At 73.2% G+C, this 24,757-nt stretch carries 21 protein-coding genes; 4 read left to right on the top strand and 17 right to left on the bottom strand.

The features are described 5' to 3' along the window. Nucleotides 1-659 precede the first annotated feature (659 nt). The 3 genes from ACSMX9_RS00865 to ACSMX9_RS00875 form a co-directional block, all read right to left on the bottom strand. A complete protein-coding gene (locus tag ACSMX9_RS00865; protein WP_445399090.1) occupies nt 660-2,486 on the bottom strand; it encodes a glycoside hydrolase family 3 protein in 1,827 nt (608 codons plus the stop codon). 505 nt (nt 2,487-2,991) lie between these two features. Continuing rightward, the gene (locus tag ACSMX9_RS00870; RefSeq protein WP_445399093.1) at nt 2,992-3,981 is read right to left on the bottom strand and encodes an MASE1 domain-containing protein; all 990 of its coding nucleotides are present in this window, start codon (nt 3,979-3,981) and stop codon (nt 2,992-2,994) included. 221 nt (nt 3,982-4,202) lie between these two features. Beyond that, a complete protein-coding gene (locus ACSMX9_RS00875; RefSeq protein WP_445399095.1) occupies nt 4,203-5,054 on the bottom strand; it encodes a PP2C family protein-serine/threonine phosphatase in 852 nt (283 codons plus the stop codon). Nucleotides 5,055-5,237: 183 nt separating this feature from the next. On the opposite strand from ACSMX9_RS00875, the gene ACSMX9_RS00880 reads away from it, so the two are divergent. Further along, nucleotides 5,238-5,972 carry a hypothetical protein gene (locus tag ACSMX9_RS00880; RefSeq protein WP_445399097.1) on the top strand — a complete coding sequence of 245 codons (735 nt, stop codon included), beginning with the start codon at nt 5,238-5,240 and terminating at the stop codon, nt 5,970-5,972. Nucleotides 5,973-5,987: 15 nt separating this feature from the next. Here the strand turns inward: ACSMX9_RS00880 and ACSMX9_RS00885 are convergent, their stop codons facing one another. Together ACSMX9_RS00885 and ACSMX9_RS00890 are read right to left on the bottom strand one after the other, a co-directional pair. Continuing rightward, nucleotides 5,988-7,352: an NAD(P)/FAD-dependent oxidoreductase gene (locus ACSMX9_RS00885; protein WP_445399099.1), complete on the bottom strand. Its 1,365-nt coding sequence runs from the start codon at nt 7,350-7,352 to the stop codon at nt 5,988-5,990. A gap of 122 nt (nt 7,353-7,474) precedes the next feature. Further along, nucleotides 7,475-7,834: a UBP-type zinc finger domain-containing protein gene (locus tag ACSMX9_RS00890; protein ID WP_445399101.1), complete on the bottom strand. Its 360-nt coding sequence runs from the start codon at nt 7,832-7,834 to the stop codon at nt 7,475-7,477. A 290-nt stretch (nt 7,835-8,124) separates the two neighbouring features. Between ACSMX9_RS00890 and ACSMX9_RS00895 the strand changes: the two genes are divergently transcribed. Beyond that, on the top strand, nt 8,125-9,486 hold the full coding sequence (locus ACSMX9_RS00895; RefSeq protein WP_445399103.1) for a glycoside hydrolase family 18 protein: 1,362 nt from the start codon (nt 8,125-8,127) through the stop codon (nt 9,484-9,486). Nucleotides 9,487-9,578: 92 nt separating this feature from the next. Here ACSMX9_RS00895 and ACSMX9_RS00900 read toward each other — a convergent pair whose 3' ends face one another. The 9 genes from ACSMX9_RS00900 to ACSMX9_RS00940 all read right to left on the bottom strand — a co-directional run bounded on the left by ACSMX9_RS00900 (nt 9,579) and on the right by ACSMX9_RS00940 (nt 16,566). After that, nucleotides 9,579-10,754: a S1 family peptidase gene (locus ACSMX9_RS00900; RefSeq protein ID WP_445399105.1), complete on the bottom strand. Its 1,176-nt coding sequence runs from the start codon at nt 10,752-10,754 to the stop codon at nt 9,579-9,581. 161 nt (nt 10,755-10,915) lie between these two features. Then, entirely contained in the window at nt 10,916-11,329 is a 414-nt protein-coding gene (locus ACSMX9_RS00905) for a hypothetical protein (protein ID WP_445399107.1), read from the bottom strand. Between the two features lie 205 nt (nt 11,330-11,534). Beyond that, on the bottom strand, nt 11,535-11,960 hold the full coding sequence (locus ACSMX9_RS00910) for an ester cyclase (protein ID WP_445399109.1): 426 nt from the start codon (nt 11,958-11,960) through the stop codon (nt 11,535-11,537). A gap of 116 nt (nt 11,961-12,076) precedes the next feature. Then, on the bottom strand, nt 12,077-12,904 hold the full coding sequence (locus ACSMX9_RS00915; protein ID WP_445399111.1) for an MIP/aquaporin family protein: 828 nt from the start codon (nt 12,902-12,904) through the stop codon (nt 12,077-12,079). A gap of 141 nt (nt 12,905-13,045) precedes the next feature. Continuing rightward, nucleotides 13,046-13,921, bottom strand: coding sequence for a non-homologous end joining protein Ku (gene ku / locus ACSMX9_RS00920; protein WP_445399113.1), 876 nt, complete (start codon nt 13,919-13,921; stop codon nt 13,046-13,048). Between the two features lie 97 nt (nt 13,922-14,018). Further along, nucleotides 14,019-14,249 carry a hypothetical protein gene (locus ACSMX9_RS00925; protein ID WP_445399115.1) on the bottom strand — a complete coding sequence of 77 codons (231 nt, stop codon included), beginning with the start codon at nt 14,247-14,249 and terminating at the stop codon, nt 14,019-14,021. Nucleotides 14,250-14,329: 80 nt separating this feature from the next. Then, nucleotides 14,330-15,070: a GNAT family N-acetyltransferase gene (locus tag ACSMX9_RS00930; protein WP_445399117.1), complete on the bottom strand. Its 741-nt coding sequence runs from the start codon at nt 15,068-15,070 to the stop codon at nt 14,330-14,332. Nucleotides 15,071-15,229: 159 nt separating this feature from the next. Continuing rightward, nucleotides 15,230-15,865, bottom strand: coding sequence for an LAETG motif-containing sortase-dependent surface protein (locus tag ACSMX9_RS00935; protein WP_445399120.1), 636 nt, complete (start codon nt 15,863-15,865; stop codon nt 15,230-15,232). A gap of 185 nt (nt 15,866-16,050) precedes the next feature. Continuing rightward, entirely contained in the window at nt 16,051-16,566 is a 516-nt protein-coding gene (locus ACSMX9_RS00940) for a mycothiol transferase (RefSeq protein ID WP_445402854.1), read from the bottom strand. Between the two features lie 216 nt (nt 16,567-16,782). Between ACSMX9_RS00940 and ACSMX9_RS00945 the strand changes: the two genes are divergently transcribed. Then, nucleotides 16,783-17,850 carry a hypothetical protein gene (locus ACSMX9_RS00945; protein ID WP_445399122.1) on the top strand — a complete coding sequence of 356 codons (1,068 nt, stop codon included), beginning with the start codon at nt 16,783-16,785 and terminating at the stop codon, nt 17,848-17,850. Between the two features lie 22 nt (nt 17,851-17,872). On the opposite strand, the gene ACSMX9_RS00950 is transcribed toward ACSMX9_RS00945, so the two are convergent. Together ACSMX9_RS00950 and ACSMX9_RS00955 are read right to left on the bottom strand one after the other, a co-directional pair. Further along, complete coding sequence (locus ACSMX9_RS00950; protein WP_445399124.1) at nt 17,873-20,002, bottom strand: SpoIIE family protein phosphatase; 2,130 nt, start codon at nt 20,000-20,002, stop codon at nt 17,873-17,875. Nucleotides 20,003-20,181: 179 nt separating this feature from the next. Then, the gene (locus tag ACSMX9_RS00955; RefSeq protein ID WP_445399126.1) at nt 20,182-22,860 is read right to left on the bottom strand and encodes a SpoIIE family protein phosphatase; all 2,679 of its coding nucleotides are present in this window, start codon (nt 22,858-22,860) and stop codon (nt 20,182-20,184) included. 195 nt (nt 22,861-23,055) lie between these two features. On the opposite strand from ACSMX9_RS00955, the gene ACSMX9_RS00960 reads away from it, so the two are divergent. Further along, nucleotides 23,056-23,547 carry a GNAT family N-acetyltransferase gene (locus ACSMX9_RS00960; protein WP_445399128.1) on the top strand — a complete coding sequence of 164 codons (492 nt, stop codon included), beginning with the start codon at nt 23,056-23,058 and terminating at the stop codon, nt 23,545-23,547. 6 nt (nt 23,548-23,553) lie between these two features. On the opposite strand, the gene ACSMX9_RS00965 is transcribed toward ACSMX9_RS00960, so the two are convergent. After that, nucleotides 23,554-24,426 carry an SGNH/GDSL hydrolase family protein gene (locus ACSMX9_RS00965; protein ID WP_445399130.1) on the bottom strand — a complete coding sequence of 291 codons (873 nt, stop codon included), beginning with the start codon at nt 24,424-24,426 and terminating at the stop codon, nt 23,554-23,556. Nucleotides 24,427-24,757 lie beyond the last annotated feature (331 nt).

Consider the following 24,757-nt stretch of genomic DNA (forward strand, 5'->3'; position numbering starts at 1 on the left):
GCGCATCGCTGCGCAGGCGGACGGCCCCGGCTGCTTCCCGCCCGGGACGGCGGTGCGCCGGAGACCGGGCCCGCTCGGGCCATCGCGGTACGGACCTGCTCCCCCGCCCGTCGCCCCCGGACCGCCGGCGTCCGCACCGTGTGACGGCTGGCTCACGGTGCGGACCGGCTCCGACGGCCGACCGTGTCCACCGGCGGGTCCGAGGGCCGGCACCGGATCAGAGCGGCACCGTACGCGATCGTCCGAACCACCCAGAGCGCCCAACCGGCGAGGCCCCGACAGTCCCACTCCCGTGGCCCCGGCGACGACCGGGAGGGCGAGGGCGAGGAAGGCGCCGTTCAGAGCGAACAGCGCGCCGTGCAGGGCCCAGAGCACGGCTGCCTCGGCGTCCCGACGGTCTGCCACGGACGTCTCTGCCGCGCTGTGCACCGTCGACGTCCACACCACCCTGACGGCCGAGCGCGGTTGGTCACCCGGCCGGGTCGAACGCTGGTGGAGCGACGCCCTGGCACGCGAACTCCTGGATCGGTAGGCGCGCTCGCAACCGGCCCGCACGACACCCCTGCCGGCGGGACGGTTGCGGGACCGGGGGCCACGGCGGTCGGCCCCGGTCCCCCTGCTCAGGTACCGGGGCCGACCGCCGTGCGGGGGCGGGCGGCTCAGTCGTCGTACGACAGGCCGTGTCCGGAGCGGAAGAGGACCTTGGTCGGGTCGTCGGCCCGCTGGATCGGCACGGGCAGCTTGCCGCGCGGCTCGACCCGTCCGGCGATCACCCGGGCGGCGGCGCGCAGTTCGACCTCGGTCCAGCAGTAGGAGACCAGGGAGGCCGGGACGTCGCCGAGGTGGGCGATGTCGTAGGGGTTGCGGACCGCGAGGTGGACGACGGGGACGCCCGTCGCGAGCAGCCGGGACACCAGGGTGCGCTGGGCGCTGGTGGCCCCGACGTTGTCGGTGGTCACCACCACCGCGTCCCGGCCCTGCGCGGCGGCCACGGCCTCGTCGATCTTCGCCGCGTCGGGCGCCCGGCCGGTGGCGAGCTGGGTGGTGCTGTAGCCCAGTTCGTCGAAGGCCTTGGCCAGCTCGGGCACCGTGGTGCGGGTGGCGTCGGTCGGGAAGGCCGGGCTGGCGCCGACCACGAGCAGCTTCTTCTGCCGGCGGCGCAGCGGGAGCGCCTCGTCCTCGTTGACCAGCAGGGTGGTGGTGCGCTCGGCGATCCGGGCCGCGGCGAGCTGGTGCTTGCGGGCGCCGACGACCCGGTCGACCTCCTTCGGGGAGATGTAGGGGCTGCCGCTGAGCAGGCCGACCTTGTCCTTGACCCGCAGGATGCGCAGCACCGACTCGTCGAGCCTGGCCTCGGTGATCTCTCCGGTGCGGACTGCGGCCAGGACGCCGTTGTAGGCGACGTCGATGTCCGGCGGGAACAGCAGTTGGTCGACGCCGGCCTTGAGGGCGAGGACGGGCACGCGGTCGTCGCCGTACTTGGTGCGCACCCCGCGCATGTTGAGGGCGTCGGTGACGATCACGCCGTCGAAGCCGAGTTCCTCGCGGAGGACGCCCTGGAGGATCGTGGGCGAGAGGGTGGCCGGCTCGTTGCTGGGGTCGAGCGCGGGGACCTGGAGGTGGGCGGTCATGATCGAGTCCACGCCCGCGGCGATCGCCGCCTTGAAGGGCGGGGCGTCGATGCGGTCCCACTCCTCGCGGGTGTGGGTGATCACGGGCAGCCCGGTGTGGCTGTCCTCGCCGGTGTCCCCGTGGCCGGGGAAGTGCTTGGCGCAGGCCACCACGCCGGCCTGCTGATACCCCGTCACCTGGGCCGCCACCATGCGGCCGACCTCGCGGGCGTCGGCGCCGAAGGAGCGGACGTTGATGATGGGGTTGGCCGGATTGACGTTGACGTCGGCGACCGGGGCGAAGTTCTGGTGGATGCCCAGGGCGGCCAGTTCGGTGCCCGAGATCCGTCCGGCGGTGCGCGCGTCGGAGAGCGAGCGGCCCGCTCCGAGCGCCATCGCGCCCGGCAGTTGGGTGGCACCGCTGCCGATGCGGACGTTGGCCCCGTGCTCCTGGTCGATGGAGATCAGGGACGGGATGGGGGTGGGCAGGGCGAGCGACGCGCGCTGCACGCCGTTGGTCAAGTCCGCCACCTGGCGGGGGTCCTGGATGTTGTTCGCCCAACCGGAGAAGTAGATGACACCGCCGAGGTGGTACTTGGCGATGAGCTCGGCGACGGTGCGGACGCCGATTTCCCTGAGGTTGCGGTCCTGGTCGAACTGGCTGGGAGAAGTCGCCGAAGTGCCGTAGAAATACGGCACGAACAGCTGGCCGATCTTCGCCTCGATGCTCATCCTGGAAATGATCTTCTTGAGGCGGCTGTCGCGCTTGTGCGCGACTGCGGGGGTGACCGTCACCCCCACGACACCCGTTGCGCTCGCCGCGACCACGGTCGCGGAAGCGAGAACGGTTCGTCTGGACAAACTCCGGTCCTGCATGCGGACATGCTCCTTCCAGCCTTGCCCGTCAAGGGAATTGAAGGAAACTTGAAGTACTCCGAACAGCGGGAAACGTAGCCCGCAGATCATGGGCAGGGCAAGAGGTCTAGACAAAATAGGTCTAGACAAAATGGGGAGCCAGATTCGGCCACTCCGCGGACGGGGATCGCCGCCGCAGCGCGTGTCCGACATGGCCGGATCACGCCCCCCGGAGGAACGGGTGCCAAGGCGGACGAGCCCACCGAGATCCGGCGCCGCCCCGAGGAGCCGGGCAGGGGAGAGCCCCGACTGGACGGGGGGAGACCAGCCGGGGCGTACCGAGGGGATGCGGAGGGCGGTCGCCTCTCGGCGAAAGGCACCACGAGGCTTCAGCCGAACGATCGTCCTCGTGGGCGGAGAAGTGAGCCCGGGGACTCGTTCCCCCCGCATCCACATCAGGTGAACGACGAACCACCGCCCCTTGTTCCCCGCACCCGGTGAGCCGGGCCACGGCGCCCGTCGCCGGCTACCCCCCGTCGGGCGGTCGACGCTGCCCCGCGCTCCCCCCGGGGGCCAGCCGCTCGACGACCTCCGCCAGCTCGGCCACGGCCTGCTCCACCCGCAGTCGCATCGCGCGCTGCTCGGCGACCAGCGCGCCCAGCAGCAGCGCCGTCAGGGCGACCGAGCCGTTGAACGCCTGGAGGTTGATCATCACGCCGAACTGACTGTGCCCCCGGAACGGTCCCACGCCGTCCGCCGCCGCGATCGCGGTCGCCACCGAGACGAACAGGGCGCACAGGGCGGCGCCGGTGAGCTGGAAGCGCACGGCGGCCCAGATCAGCAGGGGGTAGGCGAGGAAGAGCAGACTGAGGTCGCTGGTGGCGGCGAAGGGCGCCACCAGGGCCGTGCAGGCGGCCAGGGCCAGTGCCTCCGGCCAGCGGCCCCAGCCGAACGGCCGGTGCGCGTACCACAGGATCAACAGGACCGGGGTGACCACCAGCACCCCGAGGGCGTCCCCCGCCCACCAGGAGGACCACACCGCCCAGAAGTCGGAGGCGTGGATCTGGCGGCGCGCCAGAAGCTGCCCCACGCCCGCGGTGGCGCTCACCAGCATGCCGCCCAGCGCCCCGAGGAACACCAACGCCATGCCGTCCCGCACCCGGTCCAACTCGTTGCGGAAGCGGACCGCCCGCAGCAGTGCGTAGGCACACAGGGGGGCGATGGTGTTGCCGACCAGGATGCCGATGGCACTGGGCTGGAGGGGGTGGCTGATGTGCTCCACGATCAGCAGGGCCCCGAGCGCGATCCCGGGCCAGATCTGCGGCCCCAGGAGCAGCAGGGCCGCGAGGGCGATCCCGGTGGGCGGCCAGATGGGGCTCACCACCGCCCCCTCGACCGCCAGCGCCTTGAGCAGCCCCAGCCGGCCGCCCGCGTAGTAGCAGGCCGCGACGGCCAGGTTCTGGAGCACCAGCCCGCCGGCCCGGCGGGCCGCGGGCCGCTCCACGAGCGAGGTCACGACACCCCTGGTCGAGCGTCCGGCAGGCGGATCCGCACCGCCCGGCGCATCAGCAACGGCACCGAGGTCAGCTCCCCTCTTCTCGCGGGACGGACCGCCGCAGGAGCGTGCTCCGGTCGCCCAGGAGCACGGCTACCACACCGTCGGGACGCTCGGTGACGGCACGGTCACCCGGTCGGCGAGTCTCACCCGACAGGCCGTGACCGGCGGGCGCGGCGCGGTCAGCCACCGGGCTCGCCTGGCGCGGCCCCGGGCGGCGGGGCGTCATGGCCGATGACCAGCACCGCGGCGTCGTCGTCGTGGCCGATCGAATCGGCGATGCGCATCACCGAGGTGGCCAGCGAGGCGGCGCCGAGCGCGGCGCCGACCCCCACTCCGGCGAGGGTGGCCACCTGTTCCAGTCCTTCGTCGACGGAGAGCGAAGGCCCTTCCACGACCCCGTCGGTGACCAGGACGAAGGCGCCGCGTTCGGTCAGCCGATGGCGGGTGACCGGGTACTCCACGCCGGGTTCGATGCCGAGCGGCAGCCCGCCCTCGTCCTCGACCACCCGGGAGCGACCGCCGGCGGTGGCCCGGACCATCGGCACGTGGCCGGCCCGGGCACTGTCGAGTTCCCAGGTCACCGGGTCGAAGCGCACCATGGTGCAGGTGGCGAAGAGCGAGCCGCCCAGCGACAGCAGCAGGTCGTTGGTGCGCGCGAGCAGTTCACCGGGGTCGCTGGTCACCGAGCCGAGGGCGCGCAGCCCGACCCGGACCTGCCCCATGAAGGCCGCGGCCTCGATGGTGTGCCCCTGGACGTCACCGATCGAGTAGCCGATGCTGCCGTCGGGCAGGACGAAGCCGTCGTACCAGTCCCCGCCGACGTTGAGCCCGGCGAACGCCGGTGCGTAGCGGGCGGCCACGGTCACCCCCGCGACCTCGGGCAGTCCGCCGGGGAGCATGCCGCGCTGGAGGGCGAGGGCGAGTTCGACCTGGGTCCGGTGGGCGTCGGCCCGCACCCTGGCCTCCGCGGTCAGGGAACCGAGCCGGGCCAGCAGGTCGTCCGGGGTGTCCGCGGGGCGGTTCGAGGCCATGATGCAACTCCGCCGCACGTCCGTCCGGGCTATGACCCCGCCATTATATGTGAATTGTCCGCATTTCCCCATTCCGTCGAGGGAGCTGGCCGCCCGGGGCGCGGCAACCGTCGCGGATTCGGTTCGCACTCGTGATCGCCGCGGGCCGCCCGGGCGACGGGCACCCCCACTAGGGTCATGATCATGAGAAACGACGACGATCCACGGGTCGCGCTCGCCCGTGCGACCGCCGCCGGCAGGGCCGGCGCGATCTGGGACTTCATCCGGAGCTTCGCCGAGGACTGGGCCCGCCCGCTGGCCCCCGAAGACGGCTGCCCCGAGGGAGAGCTCCGCGAGCGGGCGGACCGGTTGGGCCTCGCACTGCCGGCCGCGGTGCACGAGGCGTACGCGCTCTTCGGCCGGCGGGACGACCTGGTGCGCGTCCAGGACCGGCTCTTGCGTCCGGCGCAGTGGGAGTACGACCCGGAGACCGAGGTGCTCATCGTCCGGGTGGAGAACCAGTACGCCGTGGAGTGGGGCGTGTCCCTGGCCGGACACGGCGATCCGTCCGATCCTCCGGTGTTCTTCCGGGCGACGGACGAGGAGACCTGGCTCCCCTTCCTCGACCGCTTCTCGCTGGCGTGCGCCGAAATGGTGCTCTCCGAGAGCCTGTTCGCACCCGGCGCAGCCCTGGACAACCGTCCGCTGGACCCCGTGACCACGGCCCGGGTGGCGGAACTCTGCACTCCGCTGCCCCTGCCCGGCTACCCGGTGTGGGCGGTGCCCGAGGGGGAACCGGTGCGCTGGTTCCACCGGGGCGGGGTCCTGTTGCGCGCGGACGGGTCCGACTGGCTGTGGGCCCGGGGGAGGGACGCGGCGGCCCTGGCGGCGGCCCGCGCCGATCTGCCGGGCGAGTGGCTGCTGGAAGGCGTGCACTGAGGCCGTCCGAACCGGTCACACCCGCGCCGCCCGCAGTGCGGCGGTGTGCGCCCGCACCTGCTCCGGGGTCAGGTAGGCGTCGGTGTGTTCGAAGTCCCGCAGGGTGGCCGGGTTCCGGGCGAGGAAGCCCATCCGGACGAAGTCGTCGCCCGCCACCGCGTTGAGCACCCAGTTGGTCAGCACTCGGGCCTTGGACACCTGGGTGCGCAGGGCCGACCAGTGGTAGCCGCGGGCCACCGCCTGGGCGGGCAGCCCGTGCAGTTCGACCCCGAGCGGCTTGGACACGGCGTCCTTGCCGCCGAGGTCGACCACCAGACCGAGGTCCTGGTGGGTGTAGGGCCGCAGCGGCTGACCGCGCAGGGCGGCGAGCACGTTCTCCGCGACCTTGGCGCCCTGGCGCGTGGCGTGTTGCGCGGTGGGCGGGCACACCGCGTCACCGCCCTTGGTGAGGTCGGGTACCGCCGCCGCGTCGCCCAGCGCGAAGACCCGGTCGGCACCGGGGAGGCACATGTCGGCGCCGACCGCGAGCCGTCCCCGGACCGTCTCGGCGTCCAGGGTGCCGATCAGCGGGCTGGCCGCGACCCCGGCGGTCCAGATCAGGGTGCGACACGGCAGGACGCGCCCGTCCGTGAGGGTGACCGTGTCCTCACCGGCCTGTGCGACCGACACCCCGAGGGAGACCTCGATCCCCCGGCGCCGGAGGATCTCCAGTGCGGCGAGGCCCAGTCGGTCGCCGAGTTCGGGCATCAGCTTGGGCGCGATGTCGATCAGGTGCCACTTGATCTGCCGGGCGTTCAACCGGGGGTAGCGCCGGACCGCGCTGGTGGTGATGCGCTGGAGGCAGGCCGCGGTCTCGGTGCCGGCGTAACCGCCGCCGACCACGACGAACTGGAGCCGTGAGGTCCGCTCCGCCTCGTCCCGGCTGGCGTCGGCGAGGTCGAGCTGGGCGATGACGTGGTCCCGGATGTAGGCCGCCTCGGCGAGGGTCTTCATCCCCCGGGCGTGTTCGACCAGCCCTGGGATGTCGAAGGTGCGGGTCACGCTGCCCGGGGCGAGGACCAGGATGTCGTACGGCTCGTCCACCACCTCGTCGGTGATCTTCCGGATCACGCAGACCTTGGCCGCCAGGTCCACCCCGATGGCTCCGCCGGGGATGATCCGGGTGCGGTGCTTGCGACTGCGCCGCAAGGACACGGCGATGGACTGCGGAGTCAGGACGCCCGAGGCGACCTGCGGCAGCAGGGGGAGGTAGAGCTGGTACGAGAAGGGGGTGACGAGGGTGACGACCGCCTCGCCGGGCGTCAACCGCCGCTCCAGTCTGCGGACGCACCCCACCCCCGCGAAACCGGCGCCCACCACGAGAATCCTGGGTCGTGCCACGGTGACCGTCCTTCCTGACCGCTCGTCCCCGCTCGCCCCGGGTTCCCGGGCGGGCGGCTCCCACCCCCATCCTTGGGCGCGGGGAGCGAACCCGCCTGTTGAGCCGTCCCCGGGGATGACGGTCAGCGCAGGGTGTCCGCCCAGTTCGGCGGGACGCGTCCGGCCGGGCCCGGGGACGGCTGGCCCTCCGGGTGGGCCGAGGGCGGCGCCAGAGCCGGCCCGGTCTCGTACAGCCGCTCGGTCCGGTAGTTCCAGAACCACGCCTCACCGGGCTCGAAGCTGCGCACCAGCGGGTGCCCGGTGGCCCGGGCGTGGGCGGTGGCGTGCCGCCCCGGCGAACTGTCGCAACAGCCGACGTGCCCGCAGCGGGCGCAGCGGCGCAGGTGGAACCACCAGCCGTCGGACTCCTCGCACTCGACGCAGCCCGTGCTCGACGGCAGGGCGTCCGGGTCGATCCCTTCCGAGCCTTCGGTCAGGTGCACGGTGTCCCTCCTCGGGTCGGGCCGTCGGGTCCGGTGCCAGGTCCATGGTAGGAGGAATCGGCAGGAACCGCCCCGCAAGGACGGCCGGGGCCCATCGGAGCGACCGACGGCACCGTGAGGACGGCCGCCCTCCGCGGCCCTCCGGTTCGTCGATCTGACGTTCCCTCACCTCCGCTGAAGGGAAGAAAAGTTGGACCGGGGGTCCGCGACCGGGTGACGGAACGACCGGTGCGCGCGGTTCGGTTGTTCGACCTCTTGACCGGCTTAGTCCAGACCAATAGCTTCCCGGCATGCGTCGAAGAATCCTCGCCAGGCTGGCGATCGCCGCCTGCGCCGCGTCCCTTCTGGTCTCCCTGTCGGTGACGGCACCCGCCTCCGCCGACTCCAGCAGTCCGCAGCAGGACAAGAAGGACCACCGGTCCGAACCCCGGCGGATCGGCTACTTCACCCAGTGGGGCGTCTACGGGCGGGACTTCCAGGTCCAGGACCTGGACCGGAGCGGTGCGGCGGCGCGGCTCACCCACATCAACTACGCGTTCGGCAACGTCTCGCCCCAGGGCACGTGCTTCCTCGAAAGCGTCCCGGGCGAAGGGGACCCGTGGGCCGACTACGTCCGTCCGGTCGACGCCGCGAACTCCGTCGACGGCGTCGCCGACACCGACACCCAGCGCCTGGCCGGGAACTTCAACCAGCTCGTCGAGTTGAAGAAGAAGCATCCCGGCCTCAAGGTCCTCATCTCCCTGGGCGGTTGGAGCTGGTCCACGCACTTCTCCCACGCGGTGAGCACGCCGGCCAAGCGCACGGCGTTCGTCAAGTCCTGCATCGACCTCTACATCAAGGGCAACCTGCCCCGGGACGGGGCCCGCGGCGGTGAAGGGGCCGCCGCCGGAGTCTTCGACGGCATCGACGTCGACTGGGAGTGGCCCGGCTCCTCGGGCGAGGACGACACGCCCTACACCCCCGCGGACAAGAAGAACTTCACGGCGCTCATCCGCGAGTTCCGCACCGAGCTGGACGCCTACGCGAAGTCCCAGCAGCGCAAGGGCGAACCGCGCAAGCGCTACGAACTCTCCGCCTTCGTGCCCACCGCTCCCGCGAAGATCGACGCGGGCTTCGAGGTCAAGAAGCTCATGCGGGACTTCGACTTCGTGAACCTCCAGGGCTACGACTTCCACGTGTCCGGCGAGAAGACCACGAACCAGCAGTCCGCGCTGTACGCACCGAACGACTTCAGCGTCCACCAGACGGTCAACGACTGGCTGCGACGCGGCGCCCCCGCCCACAAGCTGGTGGTCGGCATGCCGTTCTACGGGCAGGGCTGGACCGGCGTGTCCGGGGGCGGCAACGGCATGCGGCAGCCGAACACCGGGCCGGCGCCGGCGACCCACCAGGCCGGCTACGAGGACTACAAGGTCCTCAAGAAGCTCGCCGACTCAGGCGCGTACACGGTCCACCGGGACCGGAAGAACGGCCATGCCTGGCTCTTCGACGGCACCTCCCTGTGGACCTACGACGACCCGAAGGTGCTGCGCGCCAAGGCCGGGTACGTCGTGGACCGGGGGCTGGGCGGCGCCATGGTCTGGTCGCTGGACGGCGACACCGCCGACGGCGAACTGATCCGCGCCATCGACCGGGGCCTGGACGACGACTGATCCGGCCCGCCACGGCCGGTGTCCGGTGGGGCGGAGGGTGGCCCACCCCACCGGACACCTCTCCCCGGGGGTCTCGGGGAGGACCGGCCCGGTCAGTCCTCTCCCGGCTCCTCTCCGCCCTCCTGCGGCGGAGAGGTCGGCGTCATGGGCCCGGACGACGGCTGGCCGGCGCCGCCGATGCGGGCGCCGAAGGCCTCCAGGGCCCGGGGCACCGGCTGGAAGAACGTCACTCCCCCGCGGGTGCAGTCACCGCTGCCACCGGAGGTCAGTCCGACGGCGGCGCCGTCCGCGGTGAACAACGGACCTCCGCTGTCGCCGGGTTCGGCGCAGACGTCGGTCTGGACGAGGCCGGAGACACTGCCCTCGGCGTAGTTGACGGTGGCGTTCAGACCGGTGACGCGCCCCCCGTGCAGGCCCGTGGTGCTGCCCATCCGCCGGACCTGCTGGCCCACGGTCGCCTCGACGGCCCGGTCGATGGCGACCCGGCCGCCGGCGCCGGTGTTGACGCTGCTCGGCGCAGACCGCCCCGGGTCGTCGTAGGCCACCAGGGCGAGGTCCCCGGCGCCGGGGAAGGTGGCCTGCCGCACGCTGCCGAGCGGGGCACCGGCGCGATCGGTCCACCGCGTGCCCACGCCCCCGCAGTGACCGGCGGTCAGGAAGCCCGCACCGCCTTCCCTGGTGGTGACGTTGAAGCCGAGGGTGCACCGCGAGCCCCCGCCGAGGATCGCGTCCCCGCCCTCGACGAACGGAGTGAACTCGCCGGCGGACCGCTCGATGCGGGCGACCCCGCTGCCGAGGCCGTCGACCACGCGCCGCAGGCGGTCCCAGCGGTCGCCGGTGACGCTGCGGTCGGCGGTGACCCGGATCTGGTTGGTGACCGGATCGACCGCCCAGGAGGTGCCGGGGATGGTGGCCCGGTCCTCCAACGTGCTCGTTGCCGCGTGGAGTTCGTCGGCGCTGTGGTCGACCGTGCGGACCGCGGCGCCCGCCTCGCGCGCCCGGTCCGCGGTGGCGCCGTCCGCCTCGACGACGTTGACGACCAGCTGCCGCTTGTCCACGTCGTAGTACGAACCGCCGAAGTCCGGCCCCGGCGTCCCGGTCAGCCGGGCGTCGAGGTCCGCCGCGGCGAGCGGGGTGAGGGTTCTGGGTGTCGGCACCTCGTCCTGGGAGGCGTTGGCGTTCGGCAGGACGACGGCGGCGGTGCCCAGGGCGATGACGACGGCCGCAGCCCCGAGGGACTTGCGGTGACGGATGCGACGGTGACTCAACGGGGACCTCCTGGGGAACGCGGTCACCGAAGCCTCCAGGGCGACGGTGACCGCGGAGCGTCTGAACGCCAGGAGGTACGCCCGGGGCGCACGGGACGTTCAGAGCGGAGCCCGTGAGCCATCTCACCCCCCATTCGGTGGAGTTGGAGACGGTGAAGGCGTCACACTCGGGTGCCCACGGCGATCCGGCTGTTCCCCGAGAGCTGGATCAGCGCGCGTAGAACCACCATCAGACGGTCCTCGTCGAGTTCGTGGACCCGGGAGAGGGACATCTGGTGGGCGCCCACCATGGACAGGAGTAAGGCGAGGAACACCCGCTCCGACGAGGAGAGTTCGAGGGTGTACAGCTGGCGGGCCAGCCCCTCCCAGTCGCACCGCGGCCCGTCCGGCCCGTCTTCGACGACCAGGGCCCGGCGCACATCGGCCCGGCCGAGCAGCACCTCCTCCTCGACCAGCGCCGTGACGACCGCTCTGTCCCGGACGGTGACCGCGCCCCGCCTGAGCGCCGTGGACAGCGCGGGCGGCCCGTCGCCCGGTGGGGGCACGGTGGTGTCGGGGTCTCGGCTGATGGGCATGGGGGGCCTCCGCAGGGACGCGTCCACCCGGCAGGACCGCACCGGCGGTTCCGGTTCGGGGCCGGGCCCCGGGAGGGAACCGGCGATGCGGTCCGGTCCGGTCTCATCTGCTCATACGTGCAGGGGAACCGGTTGGTTCATTCGACGAGGAGTCGGCTACCTCACATCCGCGCGGTCGGGCTCCCCGCCTCGTGCGGCGGGGAGTTCACCCGTCCCCGGGAGGCGAGATCTGCCGCATCAGGGTGACCAGGTCGGGTGCCACCCATTCCTCGGCGACCCGGCCGTCCGCCACCCGGTACAGCTCGACGCTGGAGAAGTGCACGGGACGCCCGGTCGCCGCCACCCCCTGGAACGTGCCCAGGTGGGTGGCGCGGAAGCGGACCCGCACCGCGACCCTCCCCTCGACCCCGAACATGTCGTCCACGGTGATCCTCAGGTCGGGGAAGCCGCCCAGCATGGCCCGGGCACCGGCCTTCCACGCCTCCCGACCGTACCGGGGCCCCGGGGCTCCGGGCAGGTGGGCGACGAAGTCCTCGGTCAACAGGTGCGCGCAAGCGTCCAGGTCGCCGCGTTCCAGGGCCCGGTAGGCCGTGTGCAACAGGTTCAGGTTCCGTTCGGTCGTGGTGTCCATGACGCGGTCCTCCCGGGAGTCGACGGCCCCGCCCGTGCCGGGCGGCGTGCTTCCAGGAGAGCGTCCGACGTCGCGACAAGGTCAAGGCACCCCGGCCCCGGCCGCAGTCCGGAGGGTCAGCGACCGCCCTCGGGCGCGGGCACCCGACCGGGTTCCTGCGGTTTCTCGTCGGCCTGGGGGAGGAACCGTCCGACGAGGACCTTGTACAGCCAGGCTCCCAGCACCCCGCCGATCAACGGCCCCACGATCGGCACCCAGAAGTAGAGGTTGCCGTACTGGTCCCGCCAGGCTTCGCCGTATCCGGTGAGGTAGCTGGCCAGGCGGGGGCCGAGGTCACGGGCCGGGTTGATGGCGTATCCGGCGTCGACCCCCCAGGCCATGCCGATGGCGACCACCACCAGTCCGATGATCAGGGCGGCCAGGTTGGCGCCCGGCGGGGTGTTGAGGAGGTCGGTCACCGCGAAGATGAGGAACAGGAGGATCGCGGTCCCGATGATCTGGTCCCGCAGGGCACCGAACTCGCTGATGGGATAGGTGCCGTTGCCGGGGAGCGTCGAGAAGACGATCTGCGTCTTGAAGGTGTGCTCCGGGTCGGCCTGGGCCAGCACCTCGCTGTAGTTCCACCGCACGAGCAGGGCCGCGACGAACGCACCCGCCGTCTGGGCCGCCGCGTAGGGCAGGACCTTGCGCCACTCGAAGCCCTTGAAGACGGCGAGCGCCAGGGTGACGGCGGGGTTCAGGTGCGCACCGCTGAGTCTGCCCGCGACGTAGATGCCGAGGGTGACGCCGAGTCCCCAGGCCCACGCGATGCTGTCGTGGTCGCCGAGCTCCGCGGCGACCACCTGGGCGACGACTCCGCAGCCGAAGAGGATGAGGATGAGGGTTCCGGCGAACTCGGCCGACAACTCTCCGAGCATGCTGTTGCGCCATCTGCTCCGCACCATGAGGAGTTCCCTCCTGACCTGGGGTTCACGAGCCTGCGGGGGCGTACCGACGATAGGCACGGAACGGGCGCGGCGACCCGGTGAACGGGGGGAAGTGCAGCCGTTCGGGCGTCTTCCGACGTCCGTTCGGGACGTCGGTCGTCAGGAGCCCGATGCCCGGCGCTTCCCGGTGCCCCGGGAGCCGCGGCCGGAGCGACGGGGCAGTTCGTGCACGGTGGCGCCGCCTTCGGACCCGCCGGTGCCCGCCCCGGTCCGCTCCAGCGACTGCTCCAGCGCGGACATCAGGTCCAGGACCTCGCCGCCGGTCTCCGGCTCCCGTTCGGGGGGCGCCACGGTCTCCGCACCGTCGGCCTTGGCCGCGATGACCCGCTCCAGCGCTTCCCGGTACGCGTCGGTGAACGAGGACGGATCGGTGGCGGGCATGGCCTCGACCAGGCTCACGGCGGCCGCCACCTCCCGCTCGTCGAGCGGGACCTCGTCCGGGACCAGCTCCTTCGGGGAACGGATCTCGTCGGGCCACTTCATGGCGTGCAGCACCAGGACGTCGTCCTTCACCCTCAACAGTCCGAGGCGCTCCCTGCCGTGCCAGGCGAACCGGGCGACGGCGACCTTCGCCGTGCGTTCCAGTGCCCGGCGCAGCAGCACGTAGGGCTTCGCCGCCGTCTCGGCGCCGCTCTCCAGGTAGTAGCCCTCGCCGATGCGCAGGGGGTCGACGCTCGCGGCGGGCACGAAGCCGGCGATCTCGATGGCCTTGGCGGCGGGCAGCGGCAGGGCGTCGAGTTCGTCGTCGGTGATCTCGACGGTGTCTCCGTCCGGGGTCTCGAAGCCGCGCCCGATCTGGTCGGCGGACAGGGTCTCGCCGTCGATCGAGCAGACCTTCTTGACCCGGACGCGCGCCATGTCGGTGCGGTGGTACTGGTGGAAGGCGATGCCGTGGCCCTCCGTCGCGGGCACGACCTTGACGGCGATGGTGACCAGGCCGAAGGTGATCGCTCCGGACCACACGGGGCGCGGCATGGTGGACCTCCCTGTCCCCCCGTCGTGTCCGGCGCCACCAGCCTAGGGCGGTGCGCCGGGCCCGGCACCCGGAGGCGGCGGGCCCGGCGGAGGCGGGCTACCGTCCCGCTCGGTGCTGGAGCAGGTGGCGGGCCATGTGCAGCGGGACGGTCGCCTTGCGGTCCATGTCGCGGGTCAGGTTCGCGGTCTCCTTCCGCAGGTCGACGGAGCGCCCCGTGTCGTTGTCCGAGGTCGTGAGGCGCGGCGCGCCTTCGGCCGCGGCGGTGGCGACGCCGCAGAGCATCAGGGCTCCGGTCGCGGCGGCCAGGGTGACGTGGCGGAACTTCACTGGGTGCTCTCCCTGATCGGTCGGGTGGGTCTCCGGTCAAACGACCGACGCGACGGTTGGTGGCGGTCCCCCGGGACCGCTCAGGGAACCACGACGGTGAGCGCGGTGAGGGTGTGGACGAAGCCGAGGCGCTCGTATCCGCGGCGGGCCGGGTTGCCGTCCGTGACGACCAGTTCGACGCTGGTCAGCCCGCGCCCGGCGGCGTCGGCCAGGGCACGGCGCAGCAGGGCGTCGCCGAGCCCACGGTGGTGCTCCCCGGGGGCGCGGAAGACCTCCGCGATCCAGGGCTGTCCGTCCCGGTCGGTGAGGATGACGCCCCCCAGCACCCGTCCCCCGCCGTCCACCGCGAGGACGCTGCTGGGCAGGACGGGGCCCAGCACCTCGCCCTCCAGCAGCGGGACGAGCCGTTGGTGGAACGCCTCCTCGTCGGTGCCCGGGTGGTGGTCCGGGTGGCCGGGCCCGAAGGCGGCGCGCCAGGCGGGCAGGAGGGCGCGGGGGTCATGGTCGTAGGCGACGGCGCGCACCCCCGGCGGCAGGGGCGCGGGCTCGGGCGGGGCGGGGCGCAGCTCGCGGCGCATGCCGTGGGCGTGGCGCAGGACGCGGGCGCCGTGCGCCACCAGTTCCTCGCCCAGACCCACGCTGCCGGACACCACCCAGCCGGACATCCGGGAGAGCACGGTCGGCACGGGATCCGCGGTGCCGACGACCTCCACCAGGTCGGCCCAGGGCCGTCCGGCCCGTTCGCCCCGTACGTAGGTCAGCACCGGCCCGCCGTCCGTGCCGGTGAGCACCTGGCGTTCCACGTCGTCGTTGCGCGTCACTCGTTCGATTCCGTCCCTCGGGTTCGCTGGTTCCTCGTGTCCGTCCGCGCAGCATGCTCCGTCGTCCCCGGGGCTCGCGCAACGTGCTTTTCGGGTGCGGGTGCGCACGGAGGGTGCCGCGGTGCCCCGCGGCCGGCTGGCCACGGGGCACGGCGAAGGTCAGTCGCGGGTGGTCCGGCGCTTGCGGACGGCGAACATGATGCCGCCGCCGGCCAGCAGCACGAGCGCGGCGGCGCCGGCGATCACCGGGGTGGCGCTGGAGCCGCCCGTGGCGGCGAGGTCCTGGTCGGGGGGCGTGCTCCGTTCCTGCCCCGCCGGCTCCGGGGAGGTGGCGCTCGGGGAACGGGTCGGCTCGGGCTCCGCCGGCGGTGCACTCGTCGGTGCCGCGGCGGAGTTCGAGGGCGAGGGCCCGGGGGTGGGCGTGCGAGTGGGGGTGGGGGACGGGCACACGGGTGCGGTCTTCGTCTGGTCCACGTCGAACTCTTCGCCGTCACCGGCCTTGACGACGAGACGGACCTCGACGTCCCGATCGTGTGCGGGGAGGGCCAGGCGGTCCGAGAAGGACGTGCCGAACTCCTTCGTCGGCAACAGCTCCTCACCGTCGACGGTGAGGGTCACCGTGTTGGTGACCTCCGCGGAGTCGGCGTAGTCGGACAGGTCGACGCTCACCTCCGAACAGGTCACGGACCAGACGGGGTTGTGGGCGACCACCGGGGCCGCACCGAGTGCGAGCCCGACGACCGCGCCCGCCACCAGGACGCCCGAGCGCTGCCACGCACGGGTTTTCTGCCTCATGAAACCTCCAGGGACGACGGGTGGCCCCCTGAACAGGGGGTCACGACCAGCGCACCCTACAGCCGGGCCCACCGTGCTCCTGAGCCGCATCCGCTCGCCCGACGCCCAGTTGTTACAAGCGAGTTGGGATCCGGCCGACCGTCGTCGACATCCCGCCGACCGACGGGCCGGAGCAGGGGCGAGTCTCAGCCGTCGCGCCGCTCCAGAACCCCCTGGACGAAGGCCGCCTGGCCCACGTGCTGGAGTCCCTCGGCGACCACGCTGACCAACCGGACGCCGAGAGTCACCGGAGGGGACCAGCGCTCGTCCACGACGCGTTCCATCGCCGGACCGTCCAGAGCGCGCACGAAGTCGGCCGTCCGCTCCTGCACCGCGTCGTGGTAGTCGACGAGGAGCGCACCCGAGGTGACGTGCATCCGTCCCACTTGACGGGACGAGTGCCCGTATCCGGTCGCGAGGCGGGCGTACGGGAGGTCGAAACGGGTGACCCAGTCCCCCCTTGTCCACTCCTGTTCCGTCCCCGCCGCCGCGCAGACGTGGTCGTCCTGGACCCGGGTGAGGTGCCACACCAGCCAGGCGATCGAGTTGGCCTCCGGGTCGATCCTGGCCGTCAGCGTGTCCGGGGCGAGCCCCTCGACGACCTCGTGCACCTGCTCCCGGACCCGTCCGAAGGCGTCCGCGAGCAGATCGGCTCCCGTCACTCCCGTGGTGCTCGACACATCCGCTCCCGTTCCCGCGCGGGGCCGCGCGCGTCCTGGTCCGGACCGTCCGACCGGGGTGTGCTCGGACGGTGCGTTCTTGGCCATGTTCGCCGAGCGGCCTCCGGTCTGTCCTTCTGACGGCTTGCGTTCGGCTCCTCGACCACGGATCGACACGGTTCGGGTCCACCGGAGGCAACGGACGGTTATCGTGCGGGCATGATCTTCCGCAGAGCACGCTTGGCCGGTGCCGTGGGCCGGTTCGAAGCCGCCGTGCGGACCCAGGACCCCCAGGCGACAGAGGACGCACTCGGCAGGCTCCACCAACGGGCCGCGTGCGCCTCGCGCACCGAGCTCACCGCCGCCGCGGTGCGGCTCGCCGGGCTGCTGCCCGAGGTGCCGACCGCGCCGCGGGCCCGGGTGGCGCTGTTGATCGGCGCGTGCGTGGAACTGGGGGCGGACCCGGTGGCGTGCGCCCCGGGGCTGCTGGCCGGGGTGCGCCAGACGCTCGGCGTCGCGGTGCACTTCCCCGAGCGCTGGCGGGCCGCGGGCGGCGGGGAGCTGCCGCTGCCGGACGAGGGCACCCCCCACGGCGGTGTGGCCGCGCGGGTGGGCGAGGAGGTGGCGGACGCCTGGTGGGCGCTGCTGCGGTGGGAGACGGCCGCGGTGGCGGTGCTCAACCACCGGGCGGTGCGCGAGGCAGTCGGGGACCGTCGGGAACTGCTGGCGACCACCGCGCGGATCGCAGCCACCGTCGAGGGCCTGCTCACCTGCCTGAACTACGCTCTGTTGGTGCTCGACGACGAACCCCTGGTGGTGCTGCACCGGGCCACTCGAACGGGCTACCGGTTGCGGATGACGGGGGTGGCGGACAACTTCCAACTGCACACCCTGCTGGCGGCCGAACTCTCCGGTGCCGGCCATGTTCCGGGCGAGGTGCCCAGCGCGGAGGCGGTCGCGGTGTGCCGCAACGTGCCCGGGCAGGCACCGACGGCGGGCACCTTCCGGCTGTCGGCGCCGGACGGCGGGGAGATATGGAACGAGGGCACCCCGGCCGAGATCCCGGAGGTCGACGGGGTGCGGCTGCTGGTGCTGGATCCGTTGCCGTACGCGCGGAGTTGGCCGGCCGGACGGTTCTTCGCGAACATGCCGGGCGATCTGGTGCTGGAGCGGGTGCTGAGCGCCGAGGAGACCGCCCGGTGGTTCGACCGGGTGGTCGCGCTCGACGGCGCCGGACCGGGCCGTCCGCCCCCGGGGAACGGGTGGGCCGGGGAGACGGTCGTCTGAATCCTTCCCGAACGCCTTCCCGTCAGGAAGGGGAAGGGAGCGGACCGTCGTAGCGCAGGAGCAACAGGGCCACGTCGTCGCCCCGGTTGGCGTCGTCCAGGAGGGTGTCCGCGACCAGCCCGAGGTGCGCGGGGTCGGACGTGGTGAGCGCGTCCCGCAGTCGGGCCACACCGACGTCCATCTCGCAGGTGGCCGATTCGACCAGGCCGTCGGTGGTCAGGGCGAGGAGCGTTCCGGGCCTCAGGTGCAGCGGGCTCGTGGGGTAGACGGCTTGGGGCACCACCCCGAGCGGCGGGCCCACGTCCGCGGTGATCGCCTCGGTGGCGCCGTCCGGATGTCTCAGCACGGGCGGCAGATGGCCGGCGCTGACCCATCGGGCAGCACCCGAGTCCATGGCCACGTCGACGTAGCAGCAGGTCACGAAGAGGTCCGTGTCCATGCCGAGGAGCAGGCGGTTGGCGTGCGCGACGACCACCTCGGGGGGATGCCCTTCGATCGCGTAGGCGCGCAGCGCGGTGCGCATCTGGCCCATCAGCGTGGCGGCCGTGGCGTTGTGCCCCTGCACGTCACCGATGACGAGGGCGACGTGGCGGTCGGGCAACGGGATCACGTCGTACCAGTCGCCGCCCACCTCCAGCCCGGCCACGGTCGGCAGGTAGCGGGCGACCGCCCGACCGCCCGGGATGTCGGGCAGCCTGCGCGGGAGCAGGGAACGCTGGAGGGTGCCCACCAGTTCGTGTTCGGCGTCGGCGGCCCGGACCCGGGCCAGGGCCTGGCCGGCGAGTCCGGACGCGGCGGTCAGGAAGGCCCGTTCGTCGGCGCCGAACCGGTGGGCCGTGTCCCAGCCGACCAGGCACAGTCCGGTGGTGCGGCCCTGGGAGGGCAGCGGCAGCACGGCGAGGGCCCCGGGCCCGACCTCGGTGAGCTGCGGTTCGAGCGAGGCGGTGGGCTCCAGGAGGGCGGGGCGGCCCTCGCGGATGGCGGCGGCCAGGGTCGGCAGGGCGCGCACCGGGGCGTCCGGCCACTCGGAGCACCAGGCGGTGCGCCAGTTCTCGGGCCAGGACCGGGGGTCAGGGGGGTCGAGGGCGGTGATGACGAGCCGTTCGCCGTCGAGTGCGGCCAGCGCGACGCGGTCGGCGTGCAGCGGACCGCGCAGCCCGCCGACCACGGCCTGACTCGTCTCGTGCACGGTGGCCGTGTTGGCGAGGACCGCTGCGAGGCGCTGGACCCGGGCGGCGTCGGTGCTGCCGGAGCACGGCGCCTCGGCGTCGGCCACCGTGCCGATCAGACGGCTCCGACCGCCGAGGCCGTCGGTGACGACCTGTCCGCGCAGCCGCAACCAGCGCGGCTCCCCGGCGGAACGCCGGACCCGGAAATCGAGTTCGCGGTCGCCGATGGTCAGGTGGTCGGCCTCCACCACGGACATCAGGGTCGGCAGGTCCTCGGGGAGGGTCAGCGCGAGCAGGGTCTCCACCCGACCGTCGAAATCGCTCGCGCTCATTCCGAACAGGGCGAGCAGTCGCTCGTCGGCGTCCAGGTGTCCGCTGTCCATGGCGAGCCCGAAGGTCCCGGTGCGCCCGTCGCCGCCGGGCGCGTCGTCGGGGCGGGCGGGCGCCGGGACCGTGCGGCCCACGGCGGCGGCGAGCAGGGCGAGGACCTCCCGGTCCACCGGGCCGAAGCCCTCGGGGCGTTCGGTGAGGGCGAACAGGCAGCCGGTGCCGCGGAGGCCGCCGTCGAGCGGCAGCGCGGCCACCGCGGTGCCCCGCTCGGCGGCCGGGCCGCCGGGGTGGCCGAGGGCGGTGCGCCACTGTGCGGTACCGAGCCGGTGGGCGGCGGCCATCGGCGAGTCGCCCGCGGTCGGATAGTGGTCGTGCAGTCCGTACAGGCTGCGGGGGACGCCCGCGCTCTCGACGAGGGTGAGGGTGGCGCCCATGGGGTCGGGCACGTAGACCGCGGTGAGCGTGGCCCGCGCGAAGACGAGCACCTGTTCGACGACGGACCGCAGCCGGCCGAGGGGGTCCTGACGGCTCGGCAGCGCGCGCAGGGCGCGCTCGACGCAACGGGTGGCCGCCACGCCCACGGGGCCCGGCGCACCCGGAACCACGGCGGTGCGGGCCGCCCGTGGTGTCGTCGCGGTCCCCGAAGCCGTCATGCCCTGTTGCGACACGCCTTCGCTCACCACAACCGTCATTAGAGCGCGTCCGGGGGCGGCGCGCAGCCCATGTCGCGGTTCTCGGTCACCCGATGACCCGTGCGCGCCGCACGACCAACACGAACGGGGGATGGGGCGTACGCCTGCACGATCGGCGCACGCGGGGGCGTGACCGGCGGTCAGGAGAGTCCCTGTTCGGTCCAGATGACCTTTCCGCCGGCGGTGTACCGGGTGCCCCAGCGGTCGGCGACCTGGGAGACCAGGAAGAGTCCGCGCCCGCCCTCGTCGGTGGTGGCGGCCCGCCGCAGGTGGGGCGAGGTGCTGCTGCGGTCGGACACCTCGCAGATGAGGGACCGGTCGCGGATGACCCGCACGTGGACGGGGCCGGTGGCGTAGCGGATGGAGTTGGTGACGAGTTCGCTGAGGATGAGCTCGGTGGTGAACGCCTCCTCGACCAGGCCCCAGTCGGCGAGGGTGCGCTCGACGAAGGCCCGCACCTCGGCCACCGCCGCGGGGTCGGAGGGCACCTCGCACTCGGCCACCCGGTCGGCGCCGAAGATGCGGGTGCGGCCGATCAGCAGGGCGATGTCGTCGGAGGGGGTGTCGGGCACCAGGGCGTCGAGGGTGGCCTCGCACAGTCCGTCGACGGTGCGGTGGGTGTGGGCCTCCAGGGTGGTGCGCAGCCTTTCGAGGCCCTCGTCGATGTCCCGGCTCCGGTCCTCCACCAGGCCGTCGGTGAACAGGACGAGGCGGGTCCCCTCGGGGAGTTGCAGCTCCAGCGTTTCGAAGGGGAGGCCGCCGAGTCCCAGCGGGGGGCCTCCGGGCACGTCGGCGAAGCTGGCCGTGCCGTCGGGGAGCAACAGCGCGGGCTGGAGGTGGCCGGCGCGGGCCATGGAGCAGTGTCCGGTGACCGGGTCGTAGATGACGTACACGCAGGTGGCGCCGGTGACCCGGGGGCCCTGGTCGTCGGCGCCGGGGGCGTCGGCCGCGTCGTGGTCGAGTCTGGTCACGAGCTCGTCGAGGTGCCACAGGAGTTCGTCGGGCGGTAGGTCCAGGGTGGAGAAGTTGTGGACGGCCGTGCGCAGCCGCCCCATGGTGGCGGCGGCGTGCAGGCCGTGGCCGACGACGTCGCCGACGACGAGGGCGACCCGCCCGCCGGGCAGCGGGATGATGTCGAACCAGTCGCCGCCGACACCGCCGAGGCCGGCCTGGGCGGGCAGGTAGCGCATGGCGGCCACCAGGGCGTTCTGTTCCGGGAGCCCGTGCGGGAGCAGGCTGCGCTGGAGGGTGACGGCCATGGTGTGCTCGCGGGAGTAGCGACGGGCGTTGTCCACGCTGACCGCGGCCCGGGCGACGAGTTCCTCGGCGAGGGAACGATCCTCCTCGTCGAAGGCGTCCCGCCGGTCGGTGCGCCAGAAGATGGCGACGCCCAGCACGACTCCGCGGGCGCGCAGGGGTACGGCGATCATGGAGCTGAGGCCCGCGGCGACCACGGCACGGGCCCGCTCGGGGTCCTGCTTGTGCCAACCCGTGTAGGCGCCGAGGTCGCGGTCGAGGACGGCGGTGCCGTTGGCGAGTAGGGCGCCCAGGGGGGTGGAGCCGACCGATCGGATGCGGTGGCCCACCGGGAAGAGGGCGGTGTCGACGTCCTCGGGGCCGGCGAACGCGACCCGACGCATCTCCCGCCCCTGAGCGCTGACCGGGGGCTCCTCGCCCCGGAGCACCGCGGTCACCAGGTCGACGGAGACGAAGTCCGCGAAGTCGGTGGCGGTGAATTCGGCGAGCTCCTCGCAGGTGTGGACCATGTCCAGGGTGGTGCCGATCCGGCTGCCGGCGTCGTAGAGCAGTCGGAGCCGGCCGCGGGCGAGGTCGGCCCGGCCGGTGAGCGCGCTCAACTCGGTGGTGTCACGGAGGGTGGCGACGGTGCCGGGCGGACCGCCGTGCAGGTCGGTGGGGCGCTGGTTGACGGCCAACAGCCGGTCACCGACCGCGTGCACCTCGTCACTGGCGGGGCGACCGGACTCCAGGAGCTGGGTGGTGGGCGCGTCGAGGCCCAGCTCGGTGACGGGCCGGCCCTCCACGTCGGGTGCCAGGTCGAGCAGGCGTCGGGCCTCGTCGTTGGCGAGCAGCAGCCGTCTGTCCGCGGAGACGATGAGAACGCCCTCGCGCACGGCGTGCAACACCGCGTCGTGGTGTTCGTACATCCGGGTGATCTCGGCCGGGCCGAGGCCGCGGGTCTGGCGGCGCAGCCGCCGGTTGACCAGGGCGGTGGCGCCCGCGGCGAGCAGCAGCACCCCGCCGGCGACCCCGAACAGCAGCGGGAACTGCGCCTCGATCTGGTTCTGCACCTGGGAGACGGCCATCCCGGCGGAGACCGCGCCGATGACGTCGCCGGACATGCCGTAGACGGGCACGACGACCTGGACGATCCGCCCGACCTCGCTGTCGGCCGTTTCGACGACGACCTCGCCCGCGAGCGCGGTGTCGAGGTCGCCGACGAACCGTCCGCCGATGTAGGTGGGGTCGGGGTGGGTGTAGCGGATCCCCTGCGGGTTGACCACCACGATGAAGCCGATGTCCGCGCGCCGGGTCGCCTCCTGCGCCCGCGGTTGGAGGATCGCGGTGGGGTCGGGGCTCTTCAGGGCCGCTTCGATCCCGGGCGAACTGGCGAAGGTCTCGGCCACCGACAGGGAGCGCTTCTCCGCCTCCTGGCGTGCGTCGCGGTGGGTCTGCACCACCAACACGACCAGGGCGGTCGCGACGAGCAGCACCACGATCGCCAACTGCACGAGGAAGACCTGACCGGCGACAGTTCGCATGCGGGGAACCAGGCGCGGGCGGCCGGAGCGGGCGGCCATGAACCATTCCTACACCCGCCCACCCCGGCGCGCACGGCGCGTTCCCGTCCGTGGGGCGCCCCCGGCGGGGCGGGGGCGCCCGTGCGCCCCCCACCGGCCGTGCCAAGGCCCTCGGGCGCGGATCACGGGCAGGGGCGGTGGAGGGGGCGTCGAGCGGGCCGTTCACTCCTTCGGGTGCGGGCCTATCGTGGGGCGATGATCGAGATCCAGTTGCTCCGTGCCGACCACGCGGACGCCGTGCACGCCTTCGAGCGGGACAACCGCGCCTACTTCGCCGCCTGGGTCGGCGACCGTGGTGACGACTACTTCGCCGAGTTCGCCGTGCGGCACCGGGAGTTGCTCGCCGAGCAGGCCACGGGACGGCACCTCTTCCACGTCGTGGTGGACGGGGCGGGCGAGGTGCTGGGCCGGGTGAACCTGGTCGACATCGAGGACGGCGAGGCGGAACTGGGGTACCGGATCGCCCGGCGGGCCACCGGAGCGGGGGTGGCGACGGCGGCGGTGCGCCGGGTGTGCGAGACGGCGCACCGGTACGGACTGCGCTCCCTGCGGGCCCGGGCCACGGCGGCGAACACGGGGTCGCGGACCGTGCTGGCCCGCACCGGATTCACCCGGGTCGACGACGTGGCGATGGCCGGGGGTCCGGGGGTGCTGTTCCGGCGGTCCCTCGGGCCGTCCGCGGACTGACGCGGGTCACCCTGCGGGCGCGCCGGCGGTGGTGACCGGTGCCGACGGGTCGACGGTCACCTGCTCGCTGATCAGTCCGGCGCGGGCGGCGCGGGCGAGGCCGGCCCGGAACGCGTGCGCCATCTTCCGGTAGCCGCTGTCGTTCGGGTGCAGTCCGTCGACCAGGTCGGTGGCGCCGATGGCACCGAAGTCGACCAGTCTGATCTTGGCTCCCCGTTGGCGTCGCTCGGCCACCAGGGCGGGCAGGGCCCGGTTGAAGGCGTCGACCCGGGGCTGCACCCCCGGCTTGCTGTTGGGCACGAGCGGGGCGAGGAGCACCGTGGTGTCGGGGGTCGCCGCGGTGATCCGGTCGAGCAGTGCGGCCAGGCGCGCGGGCGCCCCGTCGACCTGGTGGTCGCGGTTGATGTCGTTGGACCCGAGGTGCAGGGTGATGACGTTGGGTCGGGACGCCGCCAGCCAGGGCCCGATGCCCGCCGCGACCTGGTCGATCCGGTAGCCGGAGTGGCCCTCGTGGTCGGCATCGGCGTGGGTGCCGTGCCGGAGGGAGCCGACGAAGTCGACGTCGGTGGCGTGGTCGTCGAGGGCGTCCCGCAGGGCGGCCCGGTAGCCGTCGCCCGTGGTGCTGCCGACCCCTTGGGTGATGGAGTCGCCCAGCGGCATCACGGTGAGCCGGGGCACCCGCCACGGCGTGGCGGCGGAGGGGGCGCCCGCAGCGGCCGCACCGCCGGTGAGGGCCCCCGTGGTGAGCAGTCCGGTCACGAGGGCCAGGACCAGCAGGCGCCCGCCCCGTCGGCGCGGTGCGCCCCGGGACGGGACGGAGCGCCCGGACTCGGGGGAGCACGGGGCGGCAGGGCCGTGGGCCGGGGGGTTCGTTCGCAAGGGGTCACCTCTCGTCAGGACGCCGTGACGGCGCCCGGGGCGGGCCCCGGTCCGGTCACCGTCCGGCGGCCGGTCAAACGCGGCCCGTCCTCCCGGGGTAACGCACGGTTCCGGAATCCGCCACCCGAGCGGGTGCGCCCGCGAGGGGCGCACTCCCCCGGCAGGGACGCGCTCCGTTTCCCGCTGAATTCCCGTTGCACGCCCCCTGACGATTTCCTCGCGGCGTGCTAACGTCAACGTGGCACGTGTGTACACCGAATCCGGTGCCGGTGCCTCTCCTCTCCCCCTCCTCGGGGTTTCTCCTCCGTTCGTCGCGCACCACCTTTCTCTC

The organism is Streptomyces sp. LE64, from assembly GCF_052606915.1.

Bases quoted from the DNA above. Each gene is read 5' to 3' on its own strand.
- ACSMX9_RS00865 (WP_445399090.1), bottom strand. From the start codon at position 2,486: ATGCAGGACCGGAGTTTGTCCAGACGAACCGTTCTCGCTTCCGCGACC.
- ACSMX9_RS00875 (WP_445399095.1), bottom strand. From the start codon at position 5,054: ATGGCCTCGAACCGCCCCGCGGACACCCCGGACGACCTGCTGGCCCGG.
- ACSMX9_RS00880 (WP_445399097.1), top strand. From the start codon at position 5,238: ATGAGAAACGACGACGATCCACGGGTCGCGCTCGCCCGTGCGACCGCC.
- ACSMX9_RS00895 (WP_445399103.1), top strand. From the start codon at position 8,125: ATGCGTCGAAGAATCCTCGCCAGGCTGGCGATCGCCGCCTGCGCCGCG.
- ACSMX9_RS00905 (WP_445399107.1), bottom strand. From the start codon at position 11,329: ATGCCCATCAGCCGAGACCCCGACACCACCGTGCCCCCACCGGGCGAC.
- ACSMX9_RS00910 (WP_445399109.1), bottom strand. From the start codon at position 11,960: ATGGACACCACGACCGAACGGAACCTGAACCTGTTGCACACGGCCTAC.
- ACSMX9_RS00915 (WP_445399111.1), bottom strand. From the start codon at position 12,904: ATGGTGCGGAGCAGATGGCGCAACAGCATGCTCGGAGAGTTGTCGGCC.
- ku (WP_445399113.1), bottom strand. From the start codon at position 13,921: ATGCCGCGCCCCGTGTGGTCCGGAGCGATCACCTTCGGCCTGGTCACC.
- ACSMX9_RS00935 (WP_445399120.1), bottom strand. From the start codon at position 15,865: ATGAGGCAGAAAACCCGTGCGTGGCAGCGCTCGGGCGTCCTGGTGGCG.
- ACSMX9_RS00945 (WP_445399122.1), top strand. From the start codon at position 16,783: ATGATCTTCCGCAGAGCACGCTTGGCCGGTGCCGTGGGCCGGTTCGAA.
- ACSMX9_RS00950 (WP_445399124.1), bottom strand. From the start codon at position 20,002: ATGACGGCTTCGGGGACCGCGACGACACCACGGGCGGCCCGCACCGCC.
- ACSMX9_RS00955 (WP_445399126.1), bottom strand. From the start codon at position 22,860: ATGGCCGCCCGCTCCGGCCGCCCGCGCCTGGTTCCCCGCATGCGAACT.
- ACSMX9_RS00960 (WP_445399128.1), top strand. From the start codon at position 23,056: ATGATCGAGATCCAGTTGCTCCGTGCCGACCACGCGGACGCCGTGCAC.